At 69.2% G+C, this 19648-nt stretch carries 18 protein-coding genes and 1 tRNA gene; 11 read left to right on the top strand and 8 right to left on the bottom strand.

The annotated features are described in order from the left end of the window. The first annotated feature begins 708 nt into the window (after window positions 1-708). Window positions 709-1047, top strand: coding sequence for a DUF1484 domain-containing protein (locus GO999_RS01450; protein WP_011002978.1), 339 nt, complete (start codon window positions 709-711; stop codon window positions 1045-1047). A 642-nt stretch (window positions 1048-1689) separates the two neighbouring features. Here GO999_RS01450 and GO999_RS01455 read toward each other — a convergent pair. After that, window positions 1690-1765: transfer RNA gene (locus GO999_RS01455), tRNA-Arg, on the bottom strand. Between the two features lie 349 nt (window positions 1766-2114). On the opposite strand from GO999_RS01455, the gene GO999_RS01460 reads away from it, so the two are divergent. Then, a complete protein-coding gene (locus tag GO999_RS01460; RefSeq protein WP_011002977.1) occupies window positions 2115-2999 on the top strand; it encodes a c-type cytochrome in 885 nt (294 codons plus the stop codon). A gap of 174 nt (window positions 3000-3173) precedes the next feature. After that, window positions 3174-3587, top strand: a complete 414-nt coding sequence (locus GO999_RS01465) for a surface-adhesin E family protein (RefSeq protein WP_011002976.1) — start codon at window positions 3174-3176, stop codon at window positions 3585-3587. A gap of 22 nt (window positions 3588-3609) precedes the next feature. Here the strand turns inward: GO999_RS01465 and GO999_RS24575 are convergent, their stop codons facing one another. After that, window positions 3610-4800 carry a hypothetical protein gene (locus tag GO999_RS24575; protein WP_249215049.1) on the bottom strand — a complete coding sequence of 397 codons (1191 nt, stop codon included), beginning with the start codon at window positions 4798-4800 and terminating at the stop codon, window positions 3610-3612. Between GO999_RS24575 and GO999_RS01475 the strand changes: the two genes are divergently transcribed. Beyond that, window positions 4799-5620, top strand: a complete 822-nt coding sequence (locus tag GO999_RS01475) for a MerR family transcriptional regulator (protein WP_211906494.1) — start codon at window positions 4799-4801, stop codon at window positions 5618-5620. The two genes, GO999_RS24575 and GO999_RS01475, sit on opposite strands and share 2 nt — an antisense overlap. A gap of 254 nt (window positions 5621-5874) precedes the next feature. On the opposite strand, the gene GO999_RS01480 is transcribed toward GO999_RS01475, so the two are convergent. Together GO999_RS01480 and GO999_RS01485 are read right to left on the bottom strand one after the other, a co-directional pair. Next, the gene (locus tag GO999_RS01480; RefSeq protein ID WP_211906495.1) at window positions 5875-8859 is read right to left on the bottom strand and encodes a PAS domain-containing hybrid sensor histidine kinase/response regulator; all 2985 of its coding nucleotides are present in this window, start codon (window positions 8857-8859) and stop codon (window positions 5875-5877) included. Window positions 8860-8867: 8 nt separating this feature from the next. Then, on the bottom strand, window positions 8868-9536 hold the full coding sequence (locus tag GO999_RS01485) for a response regulator (RefSeq protein WP_211906496.1): 669 nt from the start codon (window positions 9534-9536) through the stop codon (window positions 8868-8870). A gap of 200 nt (window positions 9537-9736) precedes the next feature. Between GO999_RS01485 and GO999_RS01490 the strand changes: the two genes are divergently transcribed. Then, window positions 9737-10915 carry a cation diffusion facilitator family transporter gene (locus GO999_RS01490; RefSeq protein ID WP_016727323.1) on the top strand — a complete coding sequence of 393 codons (1179 nt, stop codon included), beginning with the start codon at window positions 9737-9739 and terminating at the stop codon, window positions 10913-10915. Here the strand turns inward: GO999_RS01490 and GO999_RS01495 are convergent. Then, complete coding sequence (locus GO999_RS01495; protein ID WP_211906497.1) at window positions 10912-12123, bottom strand: hypothetical protein; 1212 nt, start codon at window positions 12121-12123, stop codon at window positions 10912-10914. The genes GO999_RS01490 and GO999_RS01495 overlap by 4 nt on opposite strands. Window positions 12124-12376: 253 nt before the next feature. Here GO999_RS01495 and GO999_RS01500 point away from each other — a divergent pair, with 253 nt between their 5' ends. The 4 genes from GO999_RS01500 to GO999_RS01515 all read left to right on the top strand — a co-directional run bounded on the left by GO999_RS01500 (window position 12377) and on the right by GO999_RS01515 (window position 14087). Beyond that, window positions 12377-12598, top strand: coding sequence for a hypothetical protein (locus GO999_RS01500; protein WP_019718930.1), 222 nt, complete (start codon window positions 12377-12379; stop codon window positions 12596-12598). Window positions 12599-12644: 46 nt separating this feature from the next. Further along, window positions 12645-12875: a hypothetical protein gene (locus tag GO999_RS01505; RefSeq protein ID WP_011002966.1), complete on the top strand. Its 231-nt coding sequence runs from the start codon at window positions 12645-12647 to the stop codon at window positions 12873-12875. A gap of 320 nt (window positions 12876-13195) precedes the next feature. Beyond that, entirely contained in the window at window positions 13196-13621 is a 426-nt protein-coding gene (locus GO999_RS01510; protein ID WP_011002965.1) for a hypothetical protein, read from the top strand. 49 nt (window positions 13622-13670) lie between these two features. Further along, window positions 13671-14087: a hypothetical protein gene (locus GO999_RS01515; RefSeq protein ID WP_029240410.1), complete on the top strand. Its 417-nt coding sequence runs from the start codon at window positions 13671-13673 to the stop codon at window positions 14085-14087. A gap of 26 nt (window positions 14088-14113) precedes the next feature. Here the strand turns inward: GO999_RS01515 and GO999_RS01520 are convergent, their stop codons facing one another. Continuing rightward, complete coding sequence (locus tag GO999_RS01520) at window positions 14114-14830, bottom strand: glutathione S-transferase (protein ID WP_011002963.1); 717 nt, start codon at window positions 14828-14830, stop codon at window positions 14114-14116. A gap of 151 nt (window positions 14831-14981) precedes the next feature. Between GO999_RS01520 and GO999_RS01525 the strand changes: the two genes are divergently transcribed. Together GO999_RS01525 and GO999_RS01530 are read left to right on the top strand one after the other, a co-directional pair. After that, a complete protein-coding gene (locus GO999_RS01525; protein WP_211906498.1) occupies window positions 14982-16271 on the top strand; it encodes an MFS transporter in 1290 nt (429 codons plus the stop codon). 94 nt (window positions 16272-16365) lie between these two features. Then, window positions 16366-18636: a mechanosensitive ion channel family protein gene (locus GO999_RS01530; RefSeq protein ID WP_011002961.1), complete on the top strand. Its 2271-nt coding sequence runs from the start codon at window positions 16366-16368 to the stop codon at window positions 18634-18636. A gap of 18 nt (window positions 18637-18654) precedes the next feature. Here GO999_RS01530 and GO999_RS01535 read toward each other — a convergent pair whose 3' ends face one another. Both GO999_RS01535 and GO999_RS24930 read right to left on the bottom strand, forming a co-directional pair. Further along, complete coding sequence (locus GO999_RS01535; RefSeq protein ID WP_016725161.1) at window positions 18655-19398, bottom strand: PepSY-associated TM helix domain-containing protein; 744 nt, start codon at window positions 19396-19398, stop codon at window positions 18655-18657. A gap of 104 nt (window positions 19399-19502) precedes the next feature. After that, window positions 19503-19628, bottom strand: coding sequence for a hypothetical protein (locus GO999_RS24930; protein ID WP_249264487.1), 126 nt, complete (start codon window positions 19626-19628; stop codon window positions 19503-19505). Between the last annotated feature and the right edge of the window lie 20 nt (window positions 19629-19648).

Below are 19648 nucleotides of genomic sequence, written 5' to 3' on the forward strand. Positions count from 1 at the left end.
GTAGGCTTCGGGGACTGCGGACGGCGTCGGTGCGCCGTTTTCCGCTCATGCATTCTGGCACAGCACCGGGCGGGCGGCATCTGCGCCGCATCAATGTTCTCCATCATCGGCGTCGCCTTTGTCGGGCCGACGCGTTACCACGAAACGACGCAGCCTGGACCTCGACGCGCTGCGCCGCTATGGCATCCCGGTCGACGGGGAGATCCCGGACGGCGTGCCCAAGCTGTTCCTGCAGATCTCCGTCTCGGGGAGGGAAACCTGCAATCGCATCGCTATGCGCCGCGGATGCGGGATGAGCGGGCGCACGCAGTCGTAAATTGTTGTGCCGTCAGGTTGACACCCTCCGGGCCGATCACCAAGAATGGGCTCGTCATCGAAACAGCGGTGACCGGGTGTGGAAGCCCGACGAGTTCTAGGCGGACGCCGCGCTCGCGGCTTTTTTTGTCCGTTGTGCACGCGCACGCCCATGCAGTCTCTGGCGGGCCGGGCGGGGCAGCCGTGTGCTGGCCGGTTTCCTAGAACGCCGGTTTTTCCACCCCCGCCGCCGGGCCCGCCACCCTCACGTGGAAATGAGCGACGGGCCTCCATCCCCGTTCTAGGAGGCTGCTATGCCTGATGCCTGCGCTCGTCCCGGGCGAGTCGCATTTTCCATCCGCCGTACCGCCGTGCTGGACGCCGCCATCTCACCCTCACCTGCGGAGGTTGGGTATGCGTGAGCCGAACTGTTCCCCGCAATTGCTGGCGTTCGTGCGCCAACGCCAGCTCATCGCGCAGCTCGCCGCGCAGGCCGGGAAAGCCGGTAAGCGCGTGCAGGCACCGGACGCGGATGCCGTGCGGCAACTCGATGTCGTGAGCGAACTGATCTGCGAGACCACGGAGCAGGCGTGTTCGCAACTGCTGAACGTGAGCGCGGGTCTCGCGGGCATCCTGCAACTGCTGGATCTGCGGAGCGAGCGGTCGGCGGAATGCCACAGCCTGCATTGCCTGCTGGCGCCGCTGAAGAGGCAACTGGACCGATCACTGAACGACGTTCAGAAGATGCTCTGAGGAACGCGCGGAAGCGGACGGAAAACCCGGCGCGCAGTGAATTCCGCGGGGTAGGCCGCTTCCGCATTGGGGATAACTCGCCCTGCGGCTGTGGGCAACTACCGGGAAAGCTTGTTTGCTGTTTGTGGCCTGCCTGTCGATGGCGTCAGAACAACTTGCGGGCCTGTCGACCGGTCGCGGAGCCAGCCATCAACGCCATCCACGCGACACCACATGCCGTCCATCCGGTTTTACATCCGGCAAGCTATTGAAATCAAAGTGTTTTCTGGCGTTGCCCACAGAAAGGATGGGGTGTTATTTATTACTACTATTTGTATACATAAAGAAACAAGTAAACATTTACGATGCGGCCTCCCTGGAAAGACACTGGCGTGGATGTTCCTGTGCAGCCGAACCGCCCGATCGGCATCGCATGCGGACATGCGGAGCGTGGCAAGCCGTTGCAAGTCAGCAAGGCGTCGGGTGGTCGGGAAATGTGGCGAGCGTGCGGCGGGTGCCATGCGCACCTGCCGGTGGGCCATCTCGTGCAATGGATGCGGTTGCTTACGACACCGGCACTGGCGCAGCTTGGGGTGACATGGCCGTCTTCGGCCGTACAAAAAGGGGAGGTGACGCAGAAACAGCGGAAACCCTTGAAGGGTTTGGCGCGCCCGGCTGGGATCGAACCAGCAACCCCTGCCTTCGGAGGGCAGTACTCTATCCATTGAGCTACGGGCGCAAGTCGGCACAGAACGTGCCGGCAGGCAAGTCGCATAGGATAGCGTGTTTGCCCGCGGCCGTCCATCGTGTCCGGATGACGGCGTGCACGTCGTCGCCGATTTGATCCACGTCGAAAGGGTGATGCTACGGGCTCTCCCGCGTGTCAAACGGCCAGGCATTACGGCTATAATCGCGCGATATTTGCCAAGAAAATATGCGGGGACAGGTCTGTCCGGACCCATGCGGCGGCATCGCACGGTCTTCCTGCCCTCCGTCGCGGCCCCACGCGTTGCCGGCGATGCTCGTGATTGAAGCCGGTAGCGTCCAGACGGTCGCTGTGAGCGGTTCCACCATCCTGAGAGTTGAGCATGAGCGACGCGCAGCACGACGAACACGAGCCCCTGATCAAGACCCCCAAGCAACTGATCATCGCGGTGATCGCCGCGTTTGCTGTTCCGATTCTCGTCATCATCCTGCTGGCCAACTATGTCGGCCTTGGTGTCAAGGAGGGCGCGGGCAGTTCCGGCATGTCGGAAGAGGCCGTCAATGATCGGATCAAGCCGGTTGCGCATCTCGAGCTGAAGGACGTGAACGCGCCGCACGTCTATAAGACCGGGGAGCAACTCTACAAGGAAGTCTGCGCGACTTGTCACGCAGCGGGCGTGGCCGGCGCGCCCAAGTTTGGCGATGCGGCCAGCTGGGCATCGCGCCTGCCGCAAGGCCTGGACGGCCTGACCAAGGTGGCGCTTGCCGGCAAGGGTGGCATGCCCGCGCGCGGCGGTACCTCGCCGGATGACGTGAGCGACTACGAGATCGAGCGCGCGATCGTCTACATGGCCAATTCGGGCGGCGGCAAGCTGCAGGAACCGCCCGCGCCGGCCGCCGGTGCTGCGGCGCCGGCATCGGCGGCCGCACCGCAGGCGTCGGAGGCTCCGGCTGCCGCACCTGCTGCGGCCCCCGCAGTCGCAGCCCCGGCCGCGCCCGCCGCTGCGGCAGCGCCGCAAGCCGCCGCCGGCGACATCGGCAAGAAGGTCTACGACTCGACCTGCCAGATGTGCCACGCCGCCGGTGTGGCCGGTGCTCCCAAGTTTGGCGACAAGGCTGCCTGGGCGCCGCGCATCGCCGAGGGCAAGGCCAAGATGTACGATATCGCGCTGCACGGCAAGGGTGCCATGCCGCCGAAGGGCACCTATGCCGGTTCGGATGACGACGTGAAGGCCGCCGTCGATTTCATGGCTGCCGCTGCCAAGTAACGCGCCCCGTCGCGCTCCAGGAAAGCCCGCCGCGAGCGGGCTTTTTGTTGCCTGCACGGTGGGCGGGATCGCCGCGGTACGCCGCTTGCTATTCCCTGTGCGGATGTGCGGCACGCGATGCCGGAGCGGCGCCGCGGTCGCGTGCGCCTTGGACGACGCGAACGGAGGTTGGCAATGCAACACGATCGAACCATGGTGGCCTGCTGGATGGCCGTCGCCCTGATGATGGCTGGTTTCCCGGTGCTGGCCGCAGACAACTGGGTGAAGCTTGCCCCGCTGGCTGACAATGCCGGCACGCTCTACCTCGACCAGGATTCCGTCGAGCGCAATGCCGACGGCACCGTGCGCGCCACCACGCGCGATGCCTACGATGCGCCGCGCAAGCTCTCGGACGGCAAGGCCTACCAGTACGATTCGCGCACTTCGGTGTACGACTGCAAGAACGATCGCATCCTGCCGGTCAGCGCGCTGATCCAGGACGGCCAGCACGGCACGGTGCTGGCCAAGACCATCGACGCGCCAAGCTGGGAGGCCGTCGTGCCACGTACCGAGGGCGAGGCGATCCTGCGCGCCGTCTGCAAGAAATAGCGGGCCGGAACGTCGCGCCGGCCTATTGCACGGCCGGCACCGGGGCGAGGTCGACGCGCAGCGTACCGTCCGCGTCCATGCGGGTAATGCCGCGCGCGGCGGCCTCGCGGCGGTAGTGGTACAGGTTGAAGACGAACGGCCGCGCGGGATCGGCGACCACGATGTCGATGCGGGTGTTCATCGGCATTGAGCGCATGAAGCGGACGTCGCCGCCGCGGAACAGGATGAACGGGTGCCGGGTGCCGGGTGCCGGGTGCCGGGCGTCGGCCGCGTTGGCCAGCGGCGGCAGCGGTGGGGCCCCGTCGCCGAACTGCATGGCCAGGCCGTCGTGCGCGACGCGGATCGCGGTCAGCTTCAGCTGGATCGCCGGGGGTGGAAACAGCGCGGGCACGTGCATGACGATCTCGCTGCCGATCAACTGCACGGCCGGCGTGGAGACCGGCAGCAGGTCGGCCAGCTCGATGTGGGCGGCGTCCAGCAGCGGGCCGGCGTCCTGCCCGCGGACCTTGACGCCATTGGGATGGAACACGAGGGTCTGCGGATCGCGCAGCATGACCGGGCCGCGCAGTTCGATCGACACCCACGCGCCGCGGCGGCGCATCTCGGCGTGCATCGTCAGCGTGCTGTCGTCGAGCGCGAAAGCAAAGCGGCGCAGGGGAGGATCGTTGCCCGGACCCCGCGCGAACACCACCGTATTGAACAACGCCGCCATGTGGTCGGCCGTCACGCGCACCGTACCGCTGACGGGCTGCAGCGCGTAGGACGACACGTCGTCGAGCCAGACCGGATCGCCCGGCCGGCGCGGGACCAGGCGCAGCGTCAGCTGGTTGACCAGGAAGCCGACGCCGCCGTCGAAGCGGAAGTCGACGTGGCGCAGGTAGCCGATGGTATCGGACTGGTCGGAGTCGCGCAGCGTGGTGGGTCGGACCTCGCGCGTGGCGATCTCGCCGGCGGAGAATGGCGCGCGTGCCTGCTGACGGGCCGTCTCCAGTTGCTTCGCCTTGGCTGCTGCGATGCCACCGGCCGTTTCGTCACCAGCACTCGCGCAGCTCTGCAGCGACAGAGCTGCGAACAGCCCGCCCGCCACCCGGATGGCCCAGAATCGTTGACGCAAGGTCAGCTCGCACATCGACGGTCTCCTCGCCGTGCCCGGCCGGAATGGCCCGGCCGCCAGCGCGGTCGTCTCGTAGCGCTCGTGTAGAATTTTTTGCATGCCTGCCCGCAAACCAACCGGCGATGCCGGTCCGCCTGCTGTTCCGCTCGTGAGCGAGTTCACCATCGATGAACTGGCGCGCGCGGCCGCCACCACTGTCCGCAACGTCCGCTCCTACCAGGACCGCGGCCTGATCGACCCGCCCGAGCGGCGCGGCCGCGTCGGCATTTATACGCAGGCACATCTGGGCCGGCTCAAACTGATCAATCATCTGCTGGCGCGCGGCTACACGCTCGCCAACATCCAGGAACTGCTCAAGGCCCTCGTCGAAGGCCATGACCTGCGTTCCATCTTAGGGCTCGAAGCCGCCATCAGTAGCCCGTGGTCGGACGCGTTCCCCAAGCATTTCTCGCTGCTGGCGCTGGCCAAGCTGTTCGGGTGCTCGATCTCGCGCCAGGCACTGGCCCGTGCCATCGGGCTCGGCCTGCTGGAGCCGGACGGCCTCGGCTATCTGGCCCGCAATCCCAAGCTGCTGATGGCCGGCGCGCAGATGGCCCAGGCCGGCTTTCCGCTCGAGGAGGTGCTCGACATCATCGAGCGGGCCCGTCCGCATACGCAGGCCGTTGCCGATGACCTCGTCTCCATGGTTGTGCGCGAGCTCGACAAGTACGAGAAAGGTCAGCTGCCGCCACCGGAAGACGTGCCCCGGCTGGTCGATGTGATCTGGCGCATCCGGCCGCTGGCGGTAGTGGCGGTCGAGGTGGAGCTGATGCGTGCGCTGGAGCTGGCCGCCAACAAGTACCTGGGCGAGCGCGTGGCGCAGGTCATCGAGCATCTGCACGAACCGCCGGCACCGAACGGGCCCCCGAACAGGTCTTAGTGTCTCCTGGCGCGCCCGGTCATGGGGCGCGCGTCATCCATTTTTACGTTGCTTTCACGGTAGGGGGCCGGGTCAGGACCCGGCTGCGCCGGCTGCCGTCGACCGCTTGCGCCGGATCGAAGGCGACGGCGCCTCGCCGTTGGCCGCCGCATAGGCCTCGATCTCCGAGATCAGCTTGGGCAGGCGGGCGATTGGAACAACCTGTCTAGAAGTGTCGCGGGATGCGTTTGAAATGGATGGCGCTCGTGAATCCGTCATTGGCATGTGGGGGCGGTGCCCGGCGAGGGGGTTTCGGCCAGCCGCATGACGCCTTGCAGGTGCGCGAGCAGTTGCAGCATGCGGGCGCCGGCCTGCCGGAGCCCAGTGTCATCAGCGCTATGCACGGCGTGCCGGAACGCTGACATCTCGGCATCGACGGCGGTGTGGTGCAGCAGCGCCAGTGCACCACCGGTCCGGTGTGTCCATTTGCGCAGGGCGGGGCGGTCCGCCGTGGCGAGCAACCCGCCCAGTTGCCTCGCGTCGTCTCCCAGTGCGGTGGTGAACACGCGGATCAGGCTGACGGCAGCAGGGCCATCGCCCAAGGTCTGGCGCAGGTCGTCGAGGCGGAACGCGAGCGCGTTGTCCGGCGCGGTTGCCGGGGCCTTGGCCGCATCGGGCGAGACTGCGGCGTTCCCCAGCCTGGATAGGGCATCCTGCAGGGTGGCCAGGGTGGTGGGCTTGAGCACGTAGCCATCCATGCCGACCGTGCGGCAGCGGGCGTGTTCCTCGGCCAGCGTGGTTGCCGTGATGGCGAGGATCGGCAGGCGTCGACCGCCGGGCGCTTGCTGTTCCCGCTGGCGGATTTGCCGGGCGAGATCGAAGCCATCCAGCCGCGGCATGCAGCAATCGGTCAGCAGGGCGTCGAAGCGGGTCTCGCACAGGCGCTGCAGTGCGGCGGCACCATCCTCGGCCAGGGTTACGCGGTAGCCAAGCAGCCGCAGTTGCCTGGTGATCAGCTCGCGGTTGATCGGGTGGTCTTCGGCGACCAGGATGTGCATGCCCGGGGTTTCGGCAGCGGGTGCCGGCTCCGGCACGGTGCGGCTCTTGGGCATGCCGTTGGCGGCGTGGCCATCGGCGGGCCGGGCGAGCGCGGTATCGCAGGCCTGCACGAACGCCTGCCAGTTCAGCGGATTGGTGCTGAGGGCCTCCGGCCGCGGGATGCTGCGGCCGGGCCCGGTGTAGGGCGCGTCTCCGGTGACGGGCACGATGCGGGGCGCATCCGCTGGCACGCGTACGCTGTCGACCAGAGTGAGATCGGCAGTGCCTGTATGGACGACCCGCAACCCGGCCGCGACGGCAAACTGCTCAAGCCCGTGGCGGCAGGTGTCGTCGTCGACGGCCACGCGCACCGTTGCGCTCGCCAGGCGCGGCAGCCGATAGCGTGCGTCGACGACCGGCACCTCCAGTCGCAACGTGAGCGTCGTGCCGACGTTCGGCGTGCTGTCCATGTCGAGCGAACCGCCCATCAGCCGGGCGAGCTGGCGCGAGATGGCCAGACCGAGGCCGGTGCCGCACTGGCGGTGTGTGATGGTGCTGTCGGCCTGTACGAATGGCGTGAACAGCGTGGCCTGGGCTTCCGGCGCAATGCCGATACCGGTGTCGGTGACCCGGATGATGAGGTGGACCGTGTCGGCGGCCGTTTCCATGCATTTGGCGCTGAGGCGCACGCTGCCGTGTTCGGTGAACTTGATGGCATTGGACAGGAGGTTGGACAGCACCTGGCGCAGGCGCATACCGTCCACCGACACCGTGGCCGGCACGGCTGCATCCACGTCCACCCGTACCGCCAGCGACCGTTCATGGGCGCGGCTTGCCAGCAGGCCGACCGTGCTGTCGAGCAGTGCGCGCAGGTCGGTCGGCGCGGGCGTGATGGACAGGCGGCCGGCCTCGATCTTTGCGTAGTCGAGGATGTCGTCGAGGACGTGCAACAGCGCCCGGCTCGACTCTTGCACTAGTGTCATCATCCGCTGCTGCTCGCGTTCCAGCCGGGTTTGCAGCAGCAGTTCCACCAGGCCGAGCACGCCGTTCATCGGGGTGCGGATCTCGTGGCTCATCGTGGCCAGGAAGCGGTCCTTGGCGCGCAGCGCGGATTCGGCCGCCTGCCTGGCCGACACCAGCGCATCGGCCTGCGCGCGCTCTGCGGTGACGTCGCGCAGGTAGCCGTTCCAGACCGTGCATCCGTCGGCTCCGCGACGGGGACGCGCACGGATATGTAGCCAGCGGACCGGGCCGTCGCCGTTCCCGTGCCGGAACTGCTGATCGAGCAGCGTGAGCTGCGCGGCGGATTGCAGCGCGGTGCCGCGCATGCGTTGGCGGTCATCCCGATGGACCAACCGCGCGGGCGAGGGCAGGCGGCCCCGCGCCTTGCCGGCCGGTGCACCCAGCGTCTCGCTGGCGTTGCCGGCGAGATGGCGCATCCGGCCCCGCGCCGCCGTGCCCGGTCGCATCTCGAACTGGCACACCAGCGCCGGCAGGGATTCGGTGAGCTCATGCAGGCGCTGCGCCCGCTGTTCGGCGGGCGCCTGCGCGTCACGGATCCCGTCGATGTCGATCAGCGATGCCACCGTGCCGCCCGGTCGGCCATCGAGCCCGTGGACCGGCGCCACCCAGTACAGGACGTGGCGTTCGCGGCCGTCTGCGGCCGTGATGGTCAGTGCCTCGCACGCGCCCTGGCCGGCAGCGGTCGCGCGGCGGTCGATGTCCTGCGCGCGTGCGGCCGTGTGTGCGCAACGCCATCCGAGATGCGCGGGGGTGTGTCCGAGTAGTGCTTCGCGCGGCTGGCCGAACAGGTGGCAGAACGCGGCATTGACCGCCACGTAGCGGTGTTGCGTGTCCTGGGCGGCCAGCGGAAACGGCAGCGATTCCAGCAGCCTGTGGTGGAAGTCCAGTTGCCGGGCAAGGTCGGCTTCGGCACGCCGCCGCCGCCGGTTTTCGCGGCGCAGTTGCACGTGCCGCATGGAGAGCACGGCCAGCGTCCACAACGCGATCGCCGCCGCCGGCGTGCCGCTTGCCATCTGTGCCGCGGCAGACGGCATCAGCGGGTGGCCCATGGGCGGCAGCGCCCGGGTTGTGCGGTCGGCCTGCGCGCGGTCGGAGGTGGTCAGCAGTGCGATGGCGGTGGCGCACAGCAGCAAGGCCGCGCGGCCACGCCGCCAGAGGTGCGCAGGCGCCGGAAGGGCGCGCCGGAGCATCGTGGCCATCACGTTGCTCAGCGCCCGGTGGTGCCGAGCAGGCCATGCTGCGCGGCGAAGTCGAACAGCGCCGCCTCGGTGGCCAGCCTGAGCTTGCGCATGCTCTTCTGCTTCTGCGCGCTGATCGTTTTGACGCTGCGGTTGAGCCGCCTGGCGATCTCGCTGACGGTCTCGCCGCCGACATACATGCGCAGGACTTCGAGTTCGCGCTTGCCGAGCCGATCGAGCGCGCCGTGGTCGTCGGGGGCGTGTCCGGGGTGGGCGCTGTCCAGCCGGGGCCCGAACCGTGGCGACAGGTAGGCGCGGCCTGCCAGCGCGGCATGGACGCCCTCCAGGATATGGTGCGGGCTGTCGGCCTTGCTGGCGATGACCCGAATGCCGGCGCGCAGCATGCGGTCCACCACCGCGTGGGTTTCCAGCATGGTCAGCACCACGACGCGCACCCCGGGATGGCGCCGCAGCAGGAATTCGAGCAGGACGATGCCGTCGCCGTGGCGGCTGGCCGGCATGGCGTAGTCGGTGATGACCACATCGCAGTGCACGCCCCCCAGCAGGGCGAGCAGTCCATCCGCGCTGGTGGCTTCGCCGACCACTTCGAAGCCCTCGACGCGGCAGACGAGATGCCGCACGGCGGCCACCACGCCGGGATGATCGTCTGCGATCGCGAATCGGACGGGGGCCTGCATGTCGAGAAGTCTCCGGAACGGACAGAACGCGCGGCAACCCATTTGCCGCTGGATCGGGCAAGCATCGCGCAACCGGTGCGGTCGGCCTATCGGAAAACTCTGATTCGTGCGGACGGAACGTAAGGCGGGGCGGCGCTGTGCCGGCGGGGCTGCGTGGCACAATGTCCTCGCGCCTGTTCCCTCGTTCTCCTTTTCCGTCCATGACGTCTTCCTCGCCGCCCGCCATCCCGGCCGATGCCCGCAGACAGCACGCGGAGCGCACCACGCTGGTCAGCGCGGCGGTCAACTGCGCGCTGTCGGCCGGGCAGATCGCGGCCGGGCTGTGGTCGCACTCGCAGGGGCTGGTGGCGGACGGGCTGCACACGCTGTCGGACCTGATCGCCGATGGCATCGTTTTCATCGCCAACCGCAACAGCCACAAGGGGCCGGACGAAGACCACCAGTACGGCCATGCGCGCTATGAAAACGCCGCATCGCTCGGCTTGGGCCTGCTGTTGATGGCCGCCGGCGCCGGCATGATCTGGTCGGCGCTCGCGAGCCTGAGCGCGCCGCACGGTGCGGCGCCGGTGCATGGGCTGGCCCTGTGGGTGGCGCTGGCGGCGCTGGCCGCCAAGGAGGGGCTGTTCCGCTACATGCTGGCGGTGGCCAGGCGCATCGGTTCGCGCATGCTGGTCGCCAACGCGTGGCACGCGCGCTCGGACGCGGTGTCATCGCTGGTGGCGGCGGTCGGCGTGGCGGGCAACCTGATGGGGTTCCGCTGGCTGGATCCGGTGGCGGCCTGCGTGGTGGGCGCGATGATCGGCCGGGTGGGCATCCGGTTCGGCTGGGAGGCGCTCAACGATCTGATGGACCGCGCGCTGCCGCCCGCGCAGGTGCAGGCCATCCGCGCCAGCCTGGCGGCCACGCCGGGCGTGATCAATGTCCACGACCTGCGCACGCGCGTGACGGGCGACCAGGCCCTGGTCGACGCGCACATCGAAGTGGATCCGCGCGTCTCCGTCAGCGAGGGGCACGCGATCGCGGTGCGCGCGCGCGCCAATGTGCTGGCGGCCCATACGGCGATGGCGGTGCTCGACGTGCAGCTCCACGTCGATCCGCGCGAGCGGGTCTACACCGATCCGCTGCCGCTGCCCGACCGCGATGCGCTGTGCGCCGTGCTGGCGCAGGCGCTGCCGCCGGGCACGCCGCTTGATGCACGGCATTGCCTGCTGCACTACGTCGAGGGCGGGGTGGAGGTCGATCTGATCCTGCCGCCGTCATTGGCGGACCACGCGGCGCCGGTGGCCGAGACCGTGCGGGCGCGCTGGCATGGGCGGGTGCGGCTGCGCGCGCTGACCGCCGCGTCGGGCGCCACGGCCCGGGGCCCAGCCCGACCCTAGCGGCACTGGTCGATCGCATTGGCTGGCTGGACCCTGGCGGGGTCGAAGCGCAACTGTTCCAGCCCCTGTTCCGTCAGCGACAGCCAGTCGAGCGCGCCGGAAGTCTGCACCAGTCCGATGCTGCCGATCGGGCGCCAGTCCGCGGGCTTGCCGGCTGTGTCCATCAGCGTGCCGGCGAGCGTGAGGGTGTCGGGGCCGGCCTGCAGCTGCAGTAGCCGGCCGTCGGCGGCGGGCGTGTATGCCGTGCGCCCGTTGATCGCGATGGCGGCTTCCCGCACCGAGGCCGGCATGCAGGAGATGGACGCGCGCACCTTGCCGTCGTTATCGATCAACTCGGCAAAGCCATGTCCCTGCGCCGTCCCGACCAGCAGGAAGCGTTCGACCGACGGCAGCCAGGCGACGCTGTAGGTGTAGTACTGCAGGCGTTCGCGCAGCACGCGTTCGCCGATGACGCGGCCGCTGGCGGGGTCCAGCACCGCGATCTTCAGGTCGGCATCGGTGCGCCCCGGCACGAATTGCTGCCAGGCCAGCAGCGCGCGCGTGTCGCCGCCGGCGATCATGGGCCACCACTCGCGGCGCGCGTGGGCGATATCGATGTCGCGCAGCCGGTGGCCGTGTCCGTCGTAGACCTTCACGTAGACCCCGTTGCCGCTGCCGAGATTGTCGACGCCGCCGCCCTCGATCCAGCCGTCCGAATAGAACACCACGAAGCGCTCGCCCACCGCCGCCACGTGGCCGGAATGCCCGCCCGATTCCACCTGCTGCGGATACGGCTTGATGGGGCGCAGCGAGGTGTCGTAGATGCCGAAGCGCTGGGTCACGTTTTCCGGCGCGTTCCAGCCGTCTTCGAACGACACCATGACCTGTCCGGCGCGATTGCGCGCCACGGTCACCGGTTCCTGCGCCTCGGGTTTCCGGATGAACACGCGCGGCGCATCGAGCACGCCCGAATCCGCGTGCCACAGGGCGACGTACACATCGTGCGGCCAGTTGCCGTTGCGGTCCGGGCCGCGCGGCGGCAGGCCGGAGCTGCTGAAGAACACGTTCATCGTGCCGGCCGCGGCGGCGGGCACCGCGCCGATGCCGTGCATGAAGCGGCGCAGGTCGCCCTCGCCATGGCCGGCGGCGACGGTCGGTGTCAGCAGGGCCAGCAGGGCCAGCAGGGCCAGCGCCGGCAGGCGGCGCGACAGGAAAGCGGACGGATTCAAGCGGGACCTCCTTGGCGGGGCGAGCCGGGGGCGGAAAAGATTGGGCTCCCGGCGTGCCGGGAAGTTGCTGCGCCCGTTGGGGGAAACCGTCCGGGGGAGCGCGCGGAATTACTGGCCCAGGCAATCAAGTTTCCGCCCGGCATGCCGTTGTCATGAAGCAAGAGCGGAACCGATTCCGCCATCCCTTCCCGAACGCAGCCGTAGCCGGCCTGGGCCCGCTTTGCGCCGCGTCAGACCGATCAGCGAGAACAACATGAAACAGCGAGTCGGCGCCCGATGGCGCACCGAGGTGCAGGAGGCGATGTGCAGCGTGCAGCGGCGGTCCGGATGGTCGCGCGACGACCTGGTGAACCGCGTGCCGCGAGAGCAGTTGGTGGCCGCCCTGGTCGAGGCCATCTGGTCGCAGCGCGCCGCCCATGCGCGCCTGTGCGAAGCGCTGGTGACCTTGCCCGAGCTGGTGGACGAGTCGATGTAACGCTGCGCGATCGCAAGACCGCGCGGGAAGTCTTGTAGGTGATGTGATGCTGCGGTATTGCGGTTCGCTGGATCTGGAACATCTGCTGCGCCAGCCCTTTGGTCAACTGGGCCGGCTGGTGCGGGACAGCGCCACCGGGGCGCCCCTGCCCCCGGTCGAGGTCGCCGCGCGCGCGGTGCTACTGCGCGCGGCTGGCTATGAAGTGATGCCGATGTGCGCGCATCACGATCGCCGCGGCTTCTGTCTCGGACATCCGGAGTCCGACAACGGGATGTAGGCACCCCGCCTACGACGCCGGCGCCACGCGCGCGCACGATGCCGCACGCGCTGTCGCGCGGCCACATCGACACCGTTTGCCCGACCCCTTGCGCGTAGGCTGCGAATCACCCGCAAAGCGTTGTCCGGCGCACCTTTGCGGGCAATCCGTTGCGGAAAAGCAAACGGTAAAAATGACTTACATTCCCACGCTTTCTCGGTCCATGGTTCTGGTGCATCCTGAACCAAGATAGGTCGTACGGATCGGCCTGTCCTCGCAGTCAGACCGGAAGCGAATCGGCGGCGTGCGCAGAAAGACCAGGGGTCAGGGGCACATCAAAAATGAAGACCAAAGCGTATCTCAGCAAACAGGAAATCTATGACGGGGCCGTCCGCCATCTGTTCGGGCAGGGCGGCGCCGCCATCCTGCCGCGTGGTGGGGCCGCGTACCACGGCCAGGGCGGCCGCTGCTGCCCGATCGGTAACCTGATCGGCGTGCGCGACTACACCACGTCGATGGAAAGCGTGCCGGTGCGCTACATCCTCAAGCCAGCCAACGAGATCCCGCGCTACATGGATGCCGGCGTCACGGCGCTGCGCCGCGCGCTCAAGAAGGCCCGCATCGATGTGGACGACCGCGACACCGTGGAGCTGCTGTCCAAGCTGCAGAACGCCCATGACGTGTTCGGCACCTGGGAATGGAAGGAGCGCCTGCACTCGATCGCGCGCCAGTTCGGCCTGAGCGGCGCCGTGGTCGACGCGTTCTGAGCGGTCCGCCCCGATCACCGACCCGATCATCACAGAGCAGATGACCGCCATGGAAGGGAAGGCGACGCGCCTCGCCATCAAGGACCTGTTCGAGCGTGTGCGTGCCCACCTGCTCGCCCAGCAATGCCGCTCCGAGGATGCGGACGGCGAGCCGCGCTACCGTGGCCCGAGCAACCGGCGCTGCGGCATCGGCGCGCTGATCGACGACGCGCACTACCGGGCCGATATCGAGGGACTCGGCGTGAGCCTGCTGCGGGTGCCGGGCAACGATCCGCTGTCGTGCGCGCTGCGGCGGTCCGGTGTCGATGTCGATGACGATCGCGTGGTCGAACTGCTGATCGACCTGCAGGACATTCACGACCTGCAGGCGATCGACAGCTGGCCGACCGCGCTCGAAGCCGTCCGGTGCCGTCTAGCGGGCGCCGCGCCGGCTTCAGGGGCGGCAAGCGCACCCGATATGCCCTGACGGACCCCGGCCGCGCGCCGGGCGGATCATGTCAGCGCATCCAGCTCCGGGTAGTGCCGGAAGATGCCCATCGTGTTGAACGGAATGCGCCGAGGTGACGCCAGGTACGCCGCGATGCGCGGCAGCGCGGCCACCCGCCCGTGCAGTGCCGCCAGATGCGGCAGCCGCGCCTCCCACCGCTGCATGTGGCGCGGAAAGGCATAGCGCAGGCCCGCCACGATCTGGAACAGCGACAGGTCGACATACGTCAGCGCGTCGCGCACGGCCCAGGTCGGGCCGGCCGGGTTGCGCGCCAGCACGCGCTCGAAATACCACAGGAACTTGGGTGCGCGGTTGGCGAGGAAATCCGCCGTGCGGCGGCGCGCTTCGTCCTGCTGGTCTTCGTAGTAGTCGCCGGACGCGATGGGGTGGTGCGTGTCGTGGATCTCCACCACGAAATCGGCGATGGTCAGCTGCAGGCCGTGCGTCCACAGGCCGCCGGCCTCATCCTGCGGCGCCAGCCCGTAGTGCTGGCCCAGGTAGAGCAGGATGTTGGCCGTCTGCGGGATCACCAGCTTGCCGGCCACGAGGAAGGGCGGCGCGAACGGCGGCGTGGCGATGCCGGCATCGTCGAGAAAGCGTTCGATGGCGGCTTCGTCCTCGCGGCCGATGTCGGCGTAGGGCACGCCGGCCTGCTCCAGCGCGAGCCGGACGAATTCGCCGCGACCCTGGATTTCGGGCCAGTAGTAGAGCGTGGTCTGCATGGTGCGGGCCGAAGAAGTCGGTGAGGTCGATGGGCCGGCCATTTCTGGATGACCTGTCCGCCAGACAGCGAGCGCGATGCCGCATGGCGCGCTGCGGTGCGGAACGCGCGGCTGCGAACGATAATAGGCGGTCCTCCTGGAATCGCCAGCCGTGAACGCTCCCGCCAGCTCGTCCGCCACGCCCGTCCCCACCACCGCCCACGTCACCCACGCCACGATGGAGCCCGCCGATCCGGCGCGCTGGCTGGTGCGCGGCTCGCCGGGGTATCGCCGGGCCAACCTGGCGCTGTTCGCCGCCGGCTTCTCGACCTTCTCGCTGTTGTATTGCGTGCAGCCGCTGATGCCGCTGCTGGGGCACGACTTCGGCCTGTCCCCCGCGCAGACGAGCCTGGTGCTGTCGGCCACGACGATGCTGCTGGCCTTCGCCATCCTGTTCGCGGGGCTGCTGTCGGAGTCGATCCACCGCAAGACGCTGATGGGCGTTTCGCTGGTGCTGTCCTCGGCGCTGACGGTGGCGGCGGCCGTGCTGCCCGGCTGGCAGGGGCTGCTGGCCACGCGCGCGGTGCTCGGCGTCGTGCTGGGCGGTGTGCCGGCGGTGGCGATGGCCTATCTGGCCGAAGAGGTGCATCCGCAGGGCCTGGGCATGGCGATGGGGCTGTACGTGGGCGGCACCGCTTTCGGCGGCATGGCCGGGCGCGTGCTGACCGGCATGGTGGCCGACTACGCCGGCTGGCGCGTCGCCATGGGCTTCATCGGGGCGCTGTGCCTGCTGGCGGCGCTGGCCTTTGCCTGGCTGCTGCCGCCGTCGCGCCGGTTCGCGCCGCGCCGGGGTGTGGCGCTCGCCGATCTCTTCGATACGCTCGCCGAGCACCTGCGCGAGCCCGGCCTGCGTGCGCTGTTCGCCATGGCCTTCCTGCTGATGGGCGGCTTTGTCACGATCTACAACTACGCCAGCTACCGGCTGCTGAGCGCGCCGTATGCACTGAGCCATTCGGCGGTCGGGGCGATCTTCATGGTGTACCTGCTGGGCATCGGTGCATCGACCTGGTTCGGGCGACTGGCCGATCGGCATGGCCGGGGCCGGGTGCTGCTGGCCGGCACGGCGGCGATGTCGGCGGGCGTGTTGATGACGCTGGCGATGCCGCTGGGGCTGGTGATCGGCGGCATCGCGCTGCTGACCTTCGGTTTCTTCGGCGCGCACGCGGTGGCGAGCGGCTGGGTCGGGCGCCGTGCCAGGCGGGCCAAGGGACAGGCGGCGGCGCTGTACCTGCTGGCGTACTACCTCGGCTCGAGCATCGCCGGCACGGCGGGCGGCAAGCTCTACGCGCGGTGGGGCTGGCCTGGTGTGGTGGCGCTGGTGACGGCGATGCTGGCCTGCGCCCTGCTGACGGCCGCATGGCTGTGGCGGCGCGCGCCGTTGCCGCCGGGCGTCGCGCGCTGACACCGCGCGCTTCACCGGACGCCGGGATTGACGCCCCGGCAGGGAATTCGCGTATCGTGCCAGGGTCCGTGCCTGCACGATCGGGTTGCTCATCATGCGCACTTTCCTCCTGCTGTTGATGCAGCGGCTGTCGCCGGCCGTGTTCCTGCTGTTGTTTTGCATGTCGGGCGGTGCCGGCGCGGCGCCCGCCTCCTTTGCCAAGCTGGCCGGGCTGCCGTCGGCCACCGGCAGCGCTTCGAGCCCCGTGGCCACGCCCGAGCAGACGCGCGCCTCGCTCGACGCCGTCATCACGCTGCTCGACAGCGACCAGCAGCGCACCGCGCTCCTCGGCCAACTCAAGCAATTGCGCGACGGCATGGCCGCGCAGCAGACCGCCCAGGCCCAGCAGGCGCCCGGGTTGCTGGGGGCGGTTGCCTCGCTGATCGAAAACGGCTCGCTGCAGGCCGATGCCGAGGCTGGCGCGCCGCGCTACTGGCTGCACCGCGTCGAAGCCGCCGACGACAACCTCAGCCTGCTCGCCGCCCCCGAGCGGCGCCTGCGCGTGCTGGCCGATTTCGCCGGCACCGTCGCCGTCTGGGCGGCCATCGCCGGCGGGCTGCTGGGGCTGGGCTGGGGCATCCGCCGCGTGTTCGGGCTGAAGGCGGGCCTCGGGCCGCATCCGACCACGCGCGCGCTGTTCGTCGATGCGCTGCGCAAGATCGGTCCGTGGGCGGCATCGTTCGCCGTGCTGATGCGCCTGGAGCACGAGGCGACACCGGGCTTCGTGCTCGCGCTGGTGCTGGCTTACGCCATCGTGTGGGGGGCGATCGTGACGGCCGCCGTGGCGATGCTGTTCTCGCTGTTTGCCGGCAGCGCGCACCGGCGCGTGGCGGTGGAGCTCCTGCTCCGGCGCGGCATGTGGCCGATCTTTGTGGCGGCCAGCCTGGGCGCATGCGGCGATGCGCTGGTCGATCCGCGGGTTGCGCTGGTGCTCGGCGGCGCGCTGAGCCTGCTGCTGGCGACGGTCTGCAATGCCGCCTCGTCGCTGATGCTGGCGGCGGGCGCGCTGTGGTTGCGCCGCCCGATCGGCCAGCTGATCGCCAACCGTTCGTTCGAGCAGCGCAACGGCCAGCATACGGGCAACCAGTTCCGCCGCGCGGTCGCGGTGCTCTGGCCGGTGCCGGTGGTGGTGCTGGCCGGCGCCACCGTGCTGGCGACGCTGGCCCTGCCGGACAACGTCGACGTGGTGTCGCGGCGCGCGGTGATGACCTCGCTGCTGCTGGCGGCGGCCTTCCTGCTGTCGGCCGTGGTGCGGCCGCGCGCGCACTGGCACCTGCACGTGCGGTTCGGGCGCACGTCGCCGTATCTCGAGCGGCTCAAGCATTTCTTCTCGGCGCTGGTGCAGCTGGCCATCTGGGTGGCGTTTCTCGAGCTGGTGACGCGGGTGTGGGGCCACACGCTGGCGGAGCTGCTGCGCAGTTCGGTCAACGGCCGCCGTATCGCCGATGCGCTGGTCGGGCTGATCGGCACGGTGTTCTCCACCTGGCTGGCGTGGATCCTGCTCGATACCGCCATCCTGCAGGCGCTGTCGCCCGCCGGCGGACGCGCGCGCCTGCAGCCGAGCACGCGGGCGCGCACCATCTTGCCGCTGTTGCGCAACGGCCTGAAGGTGACGCTGGTGGTGACTGCCGGCATCGGCGTGCTGGCCAACTTGGGCGTGAACGTGACGCCGCTGGTGGCCGGCGCCGGGGTGATCGGCCTGGCGGTGGGGTTCGGCGCGCAGTCGCTGGCGCAGGATCTGATCACCGGCATCTTCATCCTGATGGAAGACACCATCAGCGTGGGCGATACGGTGGACGTGGGCGTGGCCACCGGCACCGTCATCAGCCTGACCATCCGCACCGTGCGGCTGCGCGACGGCGTCGGGGCCATCCACTCGATTCCGTTCAGCCAGATCAAGACCGTGCGCAACCTGTCGCGCGATTACTCGTTCGCCGATTTCGAAGTGCGCGTGGCGATGGACGCCGACCCCAGGCAGGCCATCGACCTGGTGCGCGAGGCCGCTGCCCGCACCGCCGGGGATGTCCGCTTCGAGCGCATCCTGATCGGCGTGCCCGAGGTGTTCGGGCTGGATCGCTTCGAGGGCGGCGCGATGATCGTCAAGGGGCGCTTCAAGACGCGGCCGCAGAAGCAGGCTGATGTGCTGCGCGCCTTCAACGTGGTGCTCAAGGAGGGGTTCGATGCGGCCGGCGTGCCGCTGGCGATGCCGGGCACGGTGCTGCGTCCGTCGCCCGCGCTGGAGCAGTGGATGGCACGCGCGGGCGCCCTGCCGGGCGATGCCGACCCTGCGCCGGTGCCGCAGTCGCCGCCCGCCGCGCCGGCCTGACGCGGCCGGCCTCGCGGGCTACAGCCGGGCCACCGCCAGCCCGATGGCCAGCAGGCTGCCGAGCCCGAAGATCGTCCAGCCGACGGTGCGCCGCTTGGTGGTCAGCACCCACAGCGCCAGGCCCGACAGCGACAGGAAGATCAGGCACCCGGCCAGCGTATCGACCAGCAGGAGCCACGGCACCGTCATGCCCCGGCCCAGGTGCAGGCTGATCAGCGTGCCGAGGAGGCCGTTGTCGGTCTGGCGCACGCTGGCCGAGCGGTTGCCGGCCCAGTACTCCACCTGGATCTGCGTGACGGCGGCGTCGAAATCGAAGGTCCATTGCTCGGGCTGCATCAGCGGCTTGGCGGCGGAGGCGTCGTGGCGTGCTTCGCTCTTGTCGCTCTTGCCGCCGCGCTCGGCCCACGGCACCGGCTGGGCCGGCTTGACCCGCACGCGTCGTGGCGCCTCCGGCAGGCCCAGCGCCTGTTGCAGCCATGCGCCCATGGCGTCGGGTGTGGCGGGCACGGGATCGGACAGGGCGATCTGCGAGGTGGTCTTCTGCTGCGCCACTGGCAGCTTCATCACTGCCCGGTGGTTCAGCCAGATGCCCGAGACGCCGAAGATCAGCCCCATCACCGCGCCCCACAGGCCGAACCAGCCGTGCGTCTTGCGCAGCCAACGCACCAGGGTGGCGCGGCGGTTGGCGACGTGCTCGCCGCGCGCCGGACGCTTGGCGGCAACGGGATGAGCGGACAGCGGGGGACGGGACAGATCGGTCATGGTGCAGCACGGAGGGCGACAGAAAGCCGCCGAAGGCAAGGCAAAATCGACCGATCAATATAAATGAGAATGATTCTCGTTGCAACGCAAGGTTTGTTACAGGGTCATACGCTCCAGCGCCAGCCGTGATGCCTCGTCCGCCGGTGTGCGGTGTTGGCATCGAGGATGTGCCGGAAGCGGTCGAGCACGATCGCCGGGTCGGGCGCCAGCTTGTCGAGGATCCGCTTCACCGCGTGGCGCACCGCTCCCA

The sequence above is a fragment of the Ralstonia nicotianae genome (genome assembly GCF_018243235.1).
Taxonomy (GTDB): Bacteria; Pseudomonadota; Gammaproteobacteria; order Burkholderiales; family Burkholderiaceae; genus Ralstonia; species Ralstonia nicotianae.